At 69.4% G+C, this 12531-nt stretch carries 12 protein-coding genes; 7 read left to right on the top strand and 5 right to left on the bottom strand.

The annotated features are described in order from the left end of the window. From METRZ18153_RS0116510 to pepP, 3 genes are all read right to left on the bottom strand, one after another. A complete protein-coding gene (locus tag METRZ18153_RS0116510) occupies positions 1-1503 on the bottom strand; it encodes an MBOAT family O-acyltransferase (protein ID WP_020165780.1) in 1503 nt (500 codons plus the stop codon). 90 nt (positions 1504-1593) lie between these two features. Next, positions 1594-2769 (bottom strand): FAD-dependent monooxygenase, encoded by a 1176-nt coding sequence (locus METRZ18153_RS0116505; protein WP_020165779.1) that lies wholly within the window; start codon positions 2767-2769, stop codon positions 1594-1596. Next, a complete protein-coding gene (pepP, locus tag METRZ18153_RS0116500; RefSeq protein WP_020165778.1) occupies positions 2766-4079 on the bottom strand; it encodes a Xaa-Pro aminopeptidase in 1314 nt (437 codons plus the stop codon). Before pepP ends, METRZ18153_RS0116505 begins: the two co-directional genes overlap by 4 nt. Positions 4080-4217: 138 nt before the next feature. Between pepP and METRZ18153_RS20285 the strand changes: the two genes are divergently transcribed. From METRZ18153_RS20285 to METRZ18153_RS0116465, 7 genes are read left to right on the top strand one after another with little or no spacing between them, the layout of a single operon-like run. After that, on the top strand, positions 4218-4898 hold the full coding sequence (locus METRZ18153_RS20285) for a thermostable hemolysin (protein ID WP_020165777.1): 681 nt from the start codon (positions 4218-4220) through the stop codon (positions 4896-4898). Then, complete coding sequence (locus tag METRZ18153_RS0116490; RefSeq protein WP_020165776.1) at positions 4895-6364, top strand: AMP-binding protein; 1470 nt, start codon at positions 4895-4897, stop codon at positions 6362-6364. The genes METRZ18153_RS20285 and METRZ18153_RS0116490 overlap by 4 nt, the downstream gene beginning before the upstream one ends. Next, the gene (locus METRZ18153_RS0116485) at positions 6351-7019 is read left to right on the top strand and encodes a TenA family transcriptional regulator (protein WP_020165775.1); all 669 of its coding nucleotides are present in this window, start codon (positions 6351-6353) and stop codon (positions 7017-7019) included. Before METRZ18153_RS0116490 ends, METRZ18153_RS0116485 begins: the two co-directional genes overlap by 14 nt. Then, positions 7016-7828 (top strand): SDR family oxidoreductase, encoded by an 813-nt coding sequence (locus METRZ18153_RS0116480; RefSeq protein WP_029143835.1) that lies wholly within the window; start codon positions 7016-7018, stop codon positions 7826-7828. The genes METRZ18153_RS0116485 and METRZ18153_RS0116480 overlap by 4 nt, the downstream gene beginning before the upstream one ends. Continuing rightward, positions 7825-8481, top strand: coding sequence for a tetratricopeptide repeat protein (locus tag METRZ18153_RS20280; protein WP_332308866.1), 657 nt, complete (start codon positions 7825-7827; stop codon positions 8479-8481). The genes METRZ18153_RS0116480 and METRZ18153_RS20280 overlap by 4 nt, the downstream gene beginning before the upstream one ends. 58 nt (positions 8482-8539) lie before the next feature. Next, the gene (locus tag METRZ18153_RS0116470; RefSeq protein ID WP_019916878.1) at positions 8540-9220 is read left to right on the top strand and encodes a response regulator; all 681 of its coding nucleotides are present in this window, start codon (positions 8540-8542) and stop codon (positions 9218-9220) included. Further along, positions 9220-10698, top strand: a complete 1479-nt coding sequence (locus METRZ18153_RS0116465) for an ATP-binding protein (protein WP_020165773.1) — start codon at positions 9220-9222, stop codon at positions 10696-10698. The genes METRZ18153_RS0116470 and METRZ18153_RS0116465 overlap by 1 nt, the downstream gene beginning before the upstream one ends. A 6-nt stretch (positions 10699-10704) precedes the next feature. Here the strand turns inward: METRZ18153_RS0116465 and murU are convergent, their stop codons facing one another. Continuing rightward, positions 10705-11385 (bottom strand): N-acetylmuramate alpha-1-phosphate uridylyltransferase MurU, encoded by a 681-nt coding sequence (murU, locus tag METRZ18153_RS0116460; protein ID WP_020165772.1) that lies wholly within the window; start codon positions 11383-11385, stop codon positions 10705-10707. Positions 11386-11393: 8 nt separating this feature from the next. Further along, a complete protein-coding gene (locus tag METRZ18153_RS0116455; RefSeq protein ID WP_020165771.1) occupies positions 11394-12398 on the bottom strand; it encodes an aminoglycoside phosphotransferase family protein in 1005 nt (334 codons plus the stop codon). Between the last annotated feature and the right edge of the window lie 133 nt (positions 12399-12531).

The following is a 12531-nucleotide window of genomic DNA, read 5'->3' as shown; positions in this document are numbered from 1 at the left end:
TCAGAACTGGAAATAGAGGAATTCGGACGGCCGCGACAGCGCCAGCACGCACAGCGTGCTGGCCAGGCCCAGTCCGATCGCCCAGCGCGGGCGCAGCGAAAAGTGCAGGCTGCCGCGCAGCGGCCGCACCCGTTCGATCGCCGGCCTGAGCCGCGCATGGATCTGCTGCGTGTTCGGGCAGGCGAAGGCGATCACGGCCGCCACCGTCACCCAGCACCAGGTGCTGACGAACTGTTCGCCGCCGCCGCCGTAGAACTCGATGCCCAGATCCAGCAGCAGCGGCTTGAGCGGACCGAGGCGCAGCCCGATCGCCTCCGGCAGGCCGATGCCGTGCGCACCCGCCATGCCGGCCAAGAGATCGAACGCGACCGGCAGGCTGGTGGCGCGGAAGAACACCCAGGCGACGACCACGGCGACGAAGGTGAGCAGCACGGCGAGCGGTCGCGGCAGCCGGAACATCGACGACCAGGCGTGCTGGATGCACAGATAGGCGCCGTGCAGGCCGCCCCATAGCAGGAAGTTCCAGCCGGCGCCGTGCCACAGGCCGCCGAGCAGCATGGTCACCATCAGGTTGCCGTAGCGGCGCAGCGGTCCGTACTTGTTGCCGCCGAGCGGGATGTAGAGATAGTCGCGCAGGAAGCGCGACAGCGTCATGTGCCAGCGCCGCCAGAAGTCGGAAATGGTGGCTGCCTTGTAGGGCGAATCGAAGTTCAGCGGCAGCTTGACGCCGAACAGCCGCGACAGGCCGATGGCCATGTCCGAATAGCCGGAGAAGTCGAAGTAGAGCTGGAAGGTGTAGGCCAGCACGCCGCCCCACGCCACCAGCAGGCCGGGTTCGCTGCTGCGGTCGAATACCGCGCCGGCCAGCGGTGCCAGGTTGTCGGCGAGCAGCACCTTCTTCGCCAGGCCGAACACGAAAATGCTGCCGCCGATCAGGAAATTGTTCAGATGCGGGCGGTAATTCCGGGCCTTTTCGAACTGCGGCATCATTTCGCCGTGATGCAGCACCGGCCCGGCGATCAGGTGCGGAAAATAGGTCACGAACAGCGTGTAGCTGATCAGCCGCGTCTCATGCACCTTGCCTGCCCAGGCGTCGACCAGGAAGGCGATCTGCGTAAAGGTGAAGAACGAAATGCCCAGTGGCAGCACGATGTCGGGTACCGGCAGGCCCAGGTCGGCCATCCGGTTGGCGGTGTCGATGAACAGCGCGCTGTACTTGTAGCCGACCAGCAGCGCGAGGTCCGCTGTGATGCCCAGTGCCAGCAGGCGGCCCGCGGCCGGCGTGCCGGCGCGGGTCGCGATGGCGCGCCCGGTCAGGTAGTTGAACAGGATGGAGCCGATCAGCAGCGGCAGGTAACGCGCGTCCCACCAGCCGTAGAAGAACAGCGACGCCAGCGCCAGCCAGCCCGCTGCCAGCGTGACCGAACGCCGTCCGAGCAGGAAATAGCCGACCAGCGTGATGGGCAGGAAGGCGAACAGGAAGGCGTAGGAGTTGAACAGCATGCGCAGCCGGCGGGCATGGGGTGCGCGGATTCTAGGGGCCGGCCGGCGGCGCGGCGAGGAACTGCGTCCTTACCGCGCTGCTGCCGGCACTTACCAGCCGCGCGCGCCGAACATCATGCGCCGGCCGATGAACTGGCGCGCCGGCGGACAGGCGTCGAGCAGGGCGAGCGCGGCGCCGCGGGCGTGACCGGCGAGCGGGCCGAGCAGCGGGTGGCCGGCACCGATGCCGAAGATGCGCACCAGCGCGTCGGTGAAACCGCCGGTCGCCGCGCGGTCGGTGCGACGCAGCCGGCCGTAACGTTCGAGCACTTCGGCAATGTCGCCCTCACCGCGCGCCAGCACCGGCAGCAGGCACTCGGCCAGCTGGCCGACGTCGCGCAGTGCGAGGTTCAGCCCCTGGCCGGCCACCGGGTGCAGCGTCTGGGCGGCATTGCCCAGCCAAACCTGATGTCCGCGTACGACGTCGGCGCGCATGCGCAGCGTCAGCGGCCAGGCGCTGCGCGGGCCCAGCGCGGAGAACTGCACGCGGCCGCCGAGCGCGTCGGACAGGCGGGCGAGGAACTGCGTATCCGGCTCGTCGCGCAGTGCGCTGGCTTCGGCCGCGGCACAGGTGAAGACGACGGCGTAGTCGCGGCCACAGGGCAGCAGCGCGACCGGACCGTCCGGCGTGAATCGTTCGTAGGCGACGTGACCGTGCGGACGCATTGGCGTGGCCAGCGCGATCACCGCGTGCTGGCCGTAGTCGCGGCTGCGCGCCAGCGCCTCGTCGTCGGCGATGCGGCCTTCGCACCAGATCAGCACTCGTGTGGCGAAGGTGCCGGCGGCGGTGTCGACCTGCACGAAGTCGCCGTCCTCACGGGCGCCGGTGACGGCGAGCTCGTGTCGCACATCGAGCCCGAGCGCCTGCGCGCGGCTGCGCAAGGCTCGCACCACGGTACCGGCGCGAGCGACGTGGCCCAGCGCGTCGAGGCCGTAGTCGGCGGCGCGCAGTTCGGTGCGGCCGAAATGACCGCGCTGCGAAATGTGGATGGTGCCGATCGGCGTCGCATCGGCGCTTGGCCAGGCCTGCAGCGTGCGCAGGATGTCGCGCGAGCCGGCCGACAGCGCGATCACCCGCGTGTCTTCCAGCGCACGCTCGGCCGGGCCGGCGTCGGCCACGACCACCCGCAGGCCGGCTGCACGCAAGGCGCAGCCGGCTGCCAGCCCGACCGGTCCGGCGCCGACGATGAAGGCATCGAGCGGCGGAGCAACGACGACCTCGCTCATCCGCGCGCCTCGGCCATCACGGCTTCGATGTCGGCGATGGTCTTGGGTGCGGCCGCGGTGTAGATGTCGCAGCCGTCGGCGGTGACGATGACGTCGTCCTCGATGCGGATGCCGATGTTCCAGAAGGCCTCCGGCACGTCGTCGGCCGGGCGGATGTAGCAGCCGGGCTCGACCGTCAGCACCATGCCGGCTTCAAGCGTGCGCCATTCGTTCGGGCCGCCGCCGCGCGGGCGGTACTCGCCGGCGTCATGCACGTCCATGCCCAGCCAGTGGCCGGTGCGGTGCATGTAGAAGCGTCGGTAATCGCCCTTGTCGATCACTTCGTCGAGCGAACCCTTGAGCAGGCCGAGGTCCAGCATGCCCTGCGCCAGCACCTTGACCGCGGCGTCGTGGTAGTCGATGAAACGCGCGCCCGGCTTCACTTCGGCGAAGGCGGCGGTCTGTGAATCGAGCACCAGCTGGTAGACGTCGCGCTGTGCCGCGTTGAAGCGGCCGCTGACTGGCCAGGTGCGGGTGATGTCCGAGGCGTAGCCGCCCAGTTCGCAGCCGGCGTCGATCAGCAGCAGGTCGCCGCCGTGCAGTTCTGCGTCGTTCGACACGTAGTGCAGTACGCAGGCGTTGGCGCCACCGGCGACGATGGAACCGTAGGCCGGCGCTTCCGAACCGCTGCGGCGGAATTCGTGCAGGATTTCCGCCTCGATCTCGTATTCCATCGCACCGGGGCGGGTGGCCTGCATCGCGCGCCGGTGGGCGCGGGCGGAAATGTCGGCGGCGCGGCGCATCAGGGTCTGTTCGTGCAGGTCCTTGATCAGTCGCATGTCGTCCAGCGGCTGGCGGATGTCCAGCAGCTCGGACGGCGCCTGGCGGCCGGCGCGCACCTGGGCGCGCACGGCGTTCAGTGCGGCCATCATGCGCTGGTCCCACGCTGCGTCCTCGCCGATCACGTAGTGCAGGCGCGGCTGGTTGGCCAGCAGTTCGGGCAGCTTCGCGTCCAGTTCGCCATATACGTGGGCTTCGTCGAAGCCGAATTTCTCGCGCGCTGCGTCGGGGCCGTGGCGCCAGCCGTCCCAGATTTCCCTTTCCTCGTTCTTTTCGCGGCAGAACAGGATGCTGCGCGGGCTGTCGCCGGCGACCAGCACCAGCACCGCTTCCGGCTCGGCGAAACCGGTCAGGTAATAGAAGTAGCTGTCGTGGCGGTAGCCGTAGTGGGTGTCGCGGTTGCGCGCGCGTTCGGGGGCGGTGGCGATGACGGCCACGCCCGATCCCATGCGTTCGATCAGGCGGGCGCGGCGTTCGGAATAGGGATGCATGTCGGGTTCCGGCTTTCGTTCAGGACGTGAGTTTAGGGCTTCCGGCGCCGGAAACGTTCTGTTGCAGGCCGGCCAGGGCAGTTAAGGGCCGGTTAATCTTCAGCCGCGAGCATGCCTCCATCGAAAAGGAGGCAAGCGATGCCGCACACCGCCGCGCTGATTGCACTGACCCCGCTGCAGGCCCGTTCCGGAGGCGCCGCGTCGCTGCGCGCCTGCGTGATCGGGTTGCGCATGCCGGACGAAGAGGGCGAACCCGTTCTGGAAGTGGTCGGCCACGGCCACCCGGCGAGGGCCTCGCTCGAACGTTTCATCGCCGGCTGCTTCTTCCGCAGCTACGGCGCGGTGATCCGGCATTTCGCCGACACGCTGCTCGGCGTGCGCGGGGCCGACGGCCAGTGGCAGGCGGCGCTCGGCTATTCGCTGCCGGTGGCAAGACCGCATGTGTTCGTCGAACAGTATCTGGACCTGCCGCTCGAACAGGCGCTGTCGGCGGTGCTGCGCGAGCCGGTTGCGCGCTCGGCGCTGGCCGAGGTCGGCAATATGGCGGCGACGTCGGCCGGCATGGGGCGGCAACTGATCGCGCTGGCCACCCGCCACCTGTACGCGCGCGGTCTCGATTACGTGGTGTTCACCGCCACCCGCGCGCTGGCCAATTCCTTCGTCCGCCTCGGCATACCCATTTTCCCGGTGGCGCCGGCTGATCCGGCACGGCTGCACGACGGCGAGGACGGCTGGGGAACGTATTACCGCAACAGCCCGACCGTTATGGTCGGCCGTATCGTCAGCGGCCTGCACACCGTGGGCGAGCAGGCGGCATGAGCGGCGAACAGCTGTCGCCCTCCGTGGCCGGTCGCGACGGCGTGCTCGACGCCGCCGCAGTGGCCGCGCGCATCGACGCACTGGCGCGCGCACTGCGCGCGCACGACGGTGAGGTCGTCGCGCTGCTCGCCGACAATGGTCCTGACTGGCTGCTGGCTGACCGCACGGTGCGCATGGCTGGCCGCGTGCTGCTGCCGCTGCCCACCTTCTTCACCGACGACCAGTGCCGGCACGCGCTCGACGCCGCCGGTGCGCGCCTGCTGCTGACCGACGACGCCGCGCGGGCCGCGGCGCTGGGCGCTGAGCGCGTCGCGCCGATGGCGGTTGGCGCGCTGTCGCTGTTCGGCCGCAACGATGTGGCCGGGGTGGCGCTGCCGCACGGCACTGCCAAGATCACCTTCACCTCGGGCACCACCGGCCAGCCCAAAGGCGTATGCCTGAGCACGGAGCAGCTGTCGGCGGTGAGCGTGTCGGTCGCCGGTATCGCGCGCGAACTCGGCATCCGCCGCCACCTCTGCATGCTGCCGCTGGCCGTGCTGCTGGAGAACGTCGCCGGCGCCGATGCGGCCTGGCTGGCCGGCGCGCAGTGTGTCGTGCCGCCGCTGGCCGAAGTCGGCCTCAGCGGTTCCAGCCGTTTCGACCCGCGTGCGGCGTTGGCAGCGCTCGAGCGCTGGCAGCCGGACAGCCTCATCCTGCTGCCGCAGATGCTGACCGCGCTGGTGGCGGCGGTCGACGCCGGCCTGCCGGCGCCGCGCGGCCTGAAACTGGTCGCGGTCGGCGGCGCGCGCGTGTCGCCCGACCTGATCGAGCGCGCGCGCGCGCTCGGCATTCCGGCCTGCGAGGGCTACGGCCTGTCGGAGGCCGGGTCGGTGGTCGCGCTCAATCTGCCGTCGGACCCGCCGGGCGCGGTCGGGCGGGTGTTGCCGCATCTGCGTGTCGAGCTGTCGGCGCGCGGCGAAATCCTGGTCGACGGGCCGCGGCTGCCCGGCTATCTCGGTGCGCCGGCGCTGCCGGACGGACCTCTGCCGACGGGCGACATGGGCCGCCTCGACGCCGACGGCCGGCTGCACGTGACCGGCCGCCTGAAGCACCAGATCATCACCAGCTTCGGTCGCAACGTGTCGCCCGAATGGCCCGAAGCCGAACTGCTCGCCTCGCCCGCGGTGGCGCAGGTGGTCGTGTTCGGCGAGGCGCGGCCGACGCTTGCCGCAGTCATCGTGCCGCGCGGCGATCTGCCGGACGCGGCGCTCGATGCCGCGGTCGCCGCCGCCAACGCACGGCTGCCCGACTACGCACGCATCGGCGTCTACCTGCGCGCCGATTCCCCCTTTTCCCCCGCCAACGGTCTGGCGACCGACAACGGCCGCGTGCGCCGTGACGCGGTGTGGACCTGCTACGGCGAACGCATCGCCGAGCTGTACGAATGCGGGGATGCCCGCGGAGAGAACCGACATGTCTTTTCATGAACGCCTGCAACACGAAACCGCCGCCGAACGCGCTCACCTGCTGAGCGCGCCCATCATCCAGGACGCGCTGGCCGGCCGCGTCACGCTGCGCCAGTACCGCGCCTTCCTCGGCGAAGCCTTCCACCACGTGCGCCACACGGTGCCGCTGCTGATGGCTTGCGGCGCACGGCTGCCGGCGCGGCACGAATCGCTGCGTCGCGCGGTGGCCGAGTACATCGACGAGGAAATCGGCCACGAGGAATGGATACTCGACGACATCGTCGCCTGCGGCGGAGACCGTGAAGCTGCGCGCATGTCCGAACCCGCCATCGAGACCGAACTGATGGTGTCCTACGCCTACGACTGCATCGCGCGCAAGAATCCGGTCGGCTTCTTCGGCATGGTGCATGTGCTCGAAGGCACCAGCGTGCAGATCGCGACCACGGCGGCCGAGCGCATCGCGCAGACGCTGCACCTGCCGCCCGCCGCCTTCACCTACCTGAATTCGCACGGCAGCCTGGACCAGGACCACGTGCGCTTCTTCGCCACGCTGATGGATGGTCTCGACGACGAGGACGACCGGCAGGCGGTCATCCATGTCGCGCGCGTCATGTTCCGCCTTTACGGCGACATCTTCCGCGCGCTGCCCGCCTGCGACGAGGCGTGCGCGGCATGACCAAGGGACTGAAGATCGTGCTGACCGGTGCGGCCGGCGGCATCGGCAGCGCGATGGCGCACGCGCTGGCGCCGCGCGCCGCCGCGCTGCTGCTGGTCGGCCGCGACCCGTCGAAACTGGCGACACTGGCCGACGACCTTGTCCGCGGGACACCCGGCACGCAGGTGCGCACCGTCGCCGCCGATCTCGGCACGGCCGCCGGGCGCGCCGCCGTGGTGAACGCCGCCGAAGCGCTGCCGGGCGGGCCGGACCTGCTCATCAACAATGCCGGCGTCAGCGAACTGGCCTGGTTCGAGGACCAGTCGGACGCGCAGATCGAGCGCATCGTGCATACCAACGTCGTCGCGCCGATGCTGCTGACGCACGCGCTGCTGCCGGCGCTGCACCGTCAGGCGCGGGCTCAGGTGGTCAACGTCGGCTCCATCCTCGGCGACATCGGCCACCCGGGCAGCGTCGCCTACTGCGCCAGCAAGTTCGCGCTGCGTGGCTTCACCGAGGCGCTGCGTCGCGAGCTGGCCGGCAGCCGCGTACAGCTGCGCTACCTGGCGCCGCGCGCCACCCGCACCGCGCTGAACAGTCCGGCCCAGGTGGCACTGAACGCCGAGCTTGGCGTCGCCAGCGACGCGCCGGAGCATGTCGCCGCCGAACTGCTGAAGCTGCTCGACGGCGCACGCGCCGAGCGCCACCTGGGCTGGCCCGAAAAGCTGTTCGTCCGCATCAACCGCCTGCTGCCTTCGCTGGTCGATTCCAGCCTGGCGAAGCAGCTGTCCGTCATCCGCCGTCACGCACAACAGGGAGTCAAATCGTGAACGCATTCTTTCGCGCCTCGTGCGCGTTGTTCGCAGCAATGGTCATTGCACCGGCCTTCGCCGGTGTGGACGAGTCGGTCGCCAAGCTGCAGACCGAGTGGGAACAGATCAAGTACAGGCAGCCGGCCGACAAGCAGGAACAGGCTTTCGAGGCGCTGAGCAAGGAGGCGGCGGCGGTGCGCGCCGAGCATCCGGATCGCGCCGAAGCGGACATCTGGTACGGCATCATCGTCGCCAGCCACGCCGGTGCGAAGGGCGGGCTGGGTGCGCTGTCGCTGGTCAAGGACGCGCGCTCGGCGCTTGAGAAGGCGCTGGCGAAGAACCCGAACGCGCTCGACGGATCGGCCTACACCAGCCTCGGCTCGCTCTATTACCAGGTGCCGGGCTGGCCGATCGGCTTCGGCGACAAGGACAAGGCGCGCGAACTGCTGACCAAGGCACTGGCCATCAATCCCAAGGGCATCGACAGCAACTACTTCATGGGCGACTTCCTGTACCGCAACGGCGAGTACGAGAAGGCACGCGCCTCGCTCGAAGCGGCGCTGCAGGCGCCGGCCCCGCCCCAGCCGTCCGCTGGCCGACGAAGGGCGGCGCAAGGAGATCGAGGCGCTGCTGGTCAAGGTGCGCGAGAAGCTGAAGTAAGCGGGTCATGAGCGGAACAATGCGCGCGGAGCGACAATGACGGCTTTCCGTTACGGCGTTTCCAGACCGATGAAGGTTCTGCTGGTTGAAGACGACGAACTGCTTGGTGCCGGTATCCGTGACGCGCTCGAACGCGCGCGCTACACGGTCGAGTGGGTGCGCGACGGCGCGCAGGCGCTGGCTGCGCTGCGCGGTGGCGGCGTCGACATGGCGGTGCTCGACCTCGGGCTGCCGCGGCTGGATGGCATGGATGTGCTGCGCCGCGCGCGCGAGGCGGGCGTCACGACGCCGGTGCTGGTGCTCAGCGCCCGTGACACGACGGCGCAACGCATCGGCGGGCTGGACGCAGGCGCCGACGACTACCTGACCAAGCCCTTCGATCTCGACGAGCTGCTGGCCCGGCTGCGGGTGCTCGAACGACGCACCCGCGGCACCGTCGTTAACCTGATCCGCTACGGCAGCATTACGCTGGATACGGCGGGCCTGACGGTGAGCATCGACGACCGGCCGGTCGAGCTGCAGCGGCGCGAGTTCATGGTGCTGCGGCGCCTGCTGGAGAACATCGGCCACGTGCTGAGCCGGCAGCAGCTGGTGGAGAACATCTACGGCTGGGACAGTGACCTCGAAAGCAATGCGCTGGATGTGCACATCCACAACCTGCGCAAGAAATTCCACCCCGAACTGATACGCACCGTGCGTGGTGTCGGCTACGTGATCGACCCGCTGCCGGCGACGCGGCAGGGCAAGTGATGCGGCCGTTCCGCGGCATGTCGATACGCGCGCTGCTGCTGGCCGGCAGCGCCATCATCCTGCTGTGCGTGATCGGCACCACCGCAGTGCTGGCGGTGATGGCCGGACAGGACGAGGCGGATGAACTGTTCGATGCGCGTCTGGCCACCTCGGCGCGCGTGCTCGAAAGCCTGCTCGCGCAACAGGTCGAGCACGCCACCATCAATGCCCCGCTGGTGATGTCGCTGCCGGCGCCGCTGGCCGACATGGCGCACGAGCATGACGCCGAACTGGCCGGAAAGCCAGGTTTCGCACTGCTGTGGATACTGCAGGAGTGGCTGTTCGGCCATCACGACGTCGAAACGCCGCTCGGACATGAATACGAGACGCACATCGCCTACCAGGTGTGGAGCGTGGATGTCGACGGCGCCGCCCATCGACTGCTGGCGCGCTCGTCATCGGCACCGGAAAAGCCGTTTGCGCCGATGAGGGCCGGTTTCAGCGATCACGATCTCGACGATGGCATGTGGCGCGTGTTTGTGCTGCAGGCCGGAGAGGTGTGGGTGCAGGTCGGTGAGCGCACCGACGCGCGCGCCGAGCTGACGGCCAAGCTGGGCTGGGCGACCGGTGCGCCGCTGCTGGTCGGACTGGTGGTCGTGCTGCTGCTCAACGCGCTGCTGATCGGTTACGGTCTGGCCCCATTGTCGGAAATGACCGAGCGCATTGCGGCCCGCCGCCCGCAGGACGATCAGCCCCTGACGCTGTCGCGCGTGCCGCGCGAAATGACGCCGGTGCTCGGTGCGCTGAACGCGCTGTTCGAACGGGTGCGCAGTACGCTCGAACGCGAGCGGCGCTTCATCGATTCGGCCGCGCACGAACTGCGCACGCCGCTGGCCGCGCTGCGTATCCACGCGCAGAACGCCCGCCGCGCGGAAGACGCAGCGCAACGCGACAAGTCGCTCGACAGTCTGCTCGAAGGTGTCGCACGCACCGTTCACCTGGCCGAACAGATGCTGGCGCACAGCCGGGCCGGCCGGGCCACCCACGACATGGAGGTGTCACTGCGCGACGTGGTGTCCGACGCGGTGGCGCAGCGGCTGCCGGCCTGCGAATCGAGCGGTCATCTGCTGGCCTTCGAAAGCTGCGGAGACCCGCTGATCATGCGGGCCGACCCGACAGGCCTGTCCAGCATGGCGGGCAATCTGATCGACAACGCGCAGCGTTATGCCCCACCGGGGACGACCATCACGGTGCGCCTGTCGCGCGACGGGAATGTGGCGCGCCTGGCCGTCATCGACGCGGGGCCGGGGATACCGCCTGAACTGCGCGAGCGGGTCTTCGAGCCGTATTACCGCATTCCCGGTTCGGTCAGCAGCGGCACCGGGCTGGGACTGGCAATCGTGCGCGAAGTGGTCGAGCGGCTTGGCGGCGACATCGAACTGCGCGATGCCGACGGTGGCGGCATGCACATTGATCTGCGTCTGCCGCTGGCCGCCTGACCGGTTTCAGCCTTTCTTGCGCGCCAGCGCGTCGACCTCGGCCAGCCGCTGCGGTGTGCCGACGTCGTGCCAGTGGCCGCGGTGCAGCGCGCCGCCGACGCGGCCTTCGCGCATCGCCGCGCGCAGCAGCGGTGCGAGCTTTGCCGGTGCGTCCGGATCGAGGCCGTCGAACAGCGACGGGTGATAGGCGCCGATGCCGGAGAACGTGAGCCGGCCCTCGCTCTCGTCGCATACCCGGTCGTCGCGCAGTACGAAATCGCCGCCCGGGTTGTGCGCCGGGTTCGGAACCAGCAGCAGGTGAGCGAGGTCGCCGTCGGCCTGCAGCGCCGATGCGGCCTGAGCGATGGCGGCGAAGTCGGCGTCGCACCAGATGTCGCCATTGACCACGACAAACGGAGCGTCGCCGAGCAGGTGGCGCGCGTGCGCGATGCCGCCCGCGGTTTCCAGCGCGCCTTCGGGTTCGGCCGACCAGGCGATGTGCGCGCCGAGTGCGCTGCCGTCGCCCAGTGCTTCAACGAGCTTGTGGCCGAGATGGGCGTGGTTGATCACGAGGTCGGTGATGCCGGCCGCCCTGAGTGCTTCGATATGCCAGACGATGAGCGGCCGACCGCCGACCTCGAGCAGCGGTTTCGGCAGGTGGTCGGTCAGCGGGCGCATGCGCTCGCCGCGGCCGGCGGCGAGAATCATCGCTTTCATCAGAAGGTGTAGCCGACCTGCGGCGTCACGCCCTCGAGTCGGTCCAGCAGCCTGGCGAGCGGCGCGAGGTCACGGTAGCGGCGGGCGGTGGCGCGCAGGTGGTTCATCACGCGCGGCATGTCCTTCAGGTAGCCGTCCTTGCCGTCGCGGTGGTACAGGCGGGCGAAGATGCCCAGTACCTTCAGGTGGCGCTGCGCGCCCATGAATTCGTAGTCGCGGTGGAAGTCGGCGAAGTCTTCGCGCACCGGCAGGCCGGCGCGCTTGGCGTCCTGCCAGTAGCGGATGAGCCAGTCCAGCGTCTGTTCCTCTTCCCAGGCGATGTAGGCGTCCTTGAACAGGCTGACCAGGTCGTAGCTGATCGGACCATACACGGCGTCCTGGAAGTCGAGCACGCCGGGGTTGGGCATCGTCACCATCAGGTTGCGGCTGTGGTAGTCGCGGTGCACGAACACCTGCGGCTCGGCCAGATTCACGTCCAGGATGCGGTCGAACACCTCGTACAGCGCGGTCGTCTCGGCCTCCGACAGTTCGGCCTTCAGATGGCGCCCGACGTACCACACCGGGAACAGCTCCATCTCCGCCAGCAGGCGGTCGCGGTCGTACTCGGGCAGCACGCCGGGCCGGCTGGCTTTCTGCATGGCGATCAGCGCGGTGGTGGCGTCGAAATAGAGCGCCGGGGCGTTTTCCGCGTCGAGCACGTCGAGATAAGTGGTGCTGCCGAGGTCGGACAGCAGCAGGAAACCCTGTTCGACGTCCTGCGCGCGCAGCGCCGGCACATGGGCGCCGGCTGCCTCGAACAGCGCCTGCACGGCGACGAAGGGGCGGCAGTCTTCCTGCGGCGGGGGGGCGTCCATCGCGATGTGGGTGCTGCCGTCGGCCAGCGTCACGCGGAAGTAGCGGCGGAAGCTGGCATCGGCCGAGGCCGGACGGATGTCGAGGGTCTGGCCGGGAAACTGCGCCTGCAGCCAGGCAGTGAGCGCGTCGAGGCGCGGGTCTTGGGTCATGTTCGGTGGGTCCGGGGCGGCTGAACGACGGGCCGGCGTCGCGATCTGCAAATTGTTGCCATCGCCGGCCGGCAACCGGGTCGCGTTTGATAAGATGCGCGATTCTATAACGCGGCTGCGTGCAAGCCGGCGA

Origin of the sequence: Methyloversatilis discipulorum, assembly GCF_000385375.1 — a bacterium.
Classification (GTDB): domain Bacteria; phylum Pseudomonadota; class Gammaproteobacteria; order Burkholderiales; family Rhodocyclaceae; genus Methyloversatilis; species Methyloversatilis discipulorum_A.
The sequence above is the reverse complement of the archived record's forward strand: the minus strand, read 5'-3'. Positions and strand labels throughout refer to the sequence as shown.

Bases quoted from the DNA above. Each gene is read 5' to 3' on its own strand.
- METRZ18153_RS0116510 (WP_020165780.1), bottom strand. From the start codon at position 1,503: ATGCTGTTCAACTCCTACGCCTTCCTGTTCGCCTTCCTGCCCATCACG.
- METRZ18153_RS0116505 (WP_020165779.1), bottom strand. From the start codon at position 2,769: ATGAGCGAGGTCGTCGTTGCTCCGCCGCTCGATGCCTTCATCGTCGGC.
- pepP (WP_020165778.1), bottom strand. From the start codon at position 4,079: ATGCATCCCTATTCCGAACGCCGCGCCCGCCTGATCGAACGCATGGGA.
- METRZ18153_RS20285 (WP_020165777.1), top strand. From the start codon at position 4,218: ATGCCGCACACCGCCGCGCTGATTGCACTGACCCCGCTGCAGGCCCGT.
- METRZ18153_RS0116490 (WP_020165776.1), top strand. From the start codon at position 4,895: ATGAGCGGCGAACAGCTGTCGCCCTCCGTGGCCGGTCGCGACGGCGTG.
- METRZ18153_RS0116485 (WP_020165775.1), top strand. From the start codon at position 6,351: ATGTCTTTTCATGAACGCCTGCAACACGAAACCGCCGCCGAACGCGCT.
- METRZ18153_RS0116480 (WP_029143835.1), top strand. From the start codon at position 7,016: ATGACCAAGGGACTGAAGATCGTGCTGACCGGTGCGGCCGGCGGCATC.
- METRZ18153_RS0116470 (WP_019916878.1), top strand. From the start codon at position 8,540: ATGAAGGTTCTGCTGGTTGAAGACGACGAACTGCTTGGTGCCGGTATC.
- METRZ18153_RS0116465 (WP_020165773.1), top strand. From the start codon at position 9,220: ATGCGGCCGTTCCGCGGCATGTCGATACGCGCGCTGCTGCTGGCCGGC.
- murU (WP_020165772.1), bottom strand. From the start codon at position 11,385: ATGATTCTCGCCGCCGGCCGCGGCGAGCGCATGCGCCCGCTGACCGAC.
- METRZ18153_RS0116455 (WP_020165771.1), bottom strand. From the start codon at position 12,398: ATGACCCAAGACCCGCGCCTCGACGCGCTCACTGCCTGGCTGCAGGCG.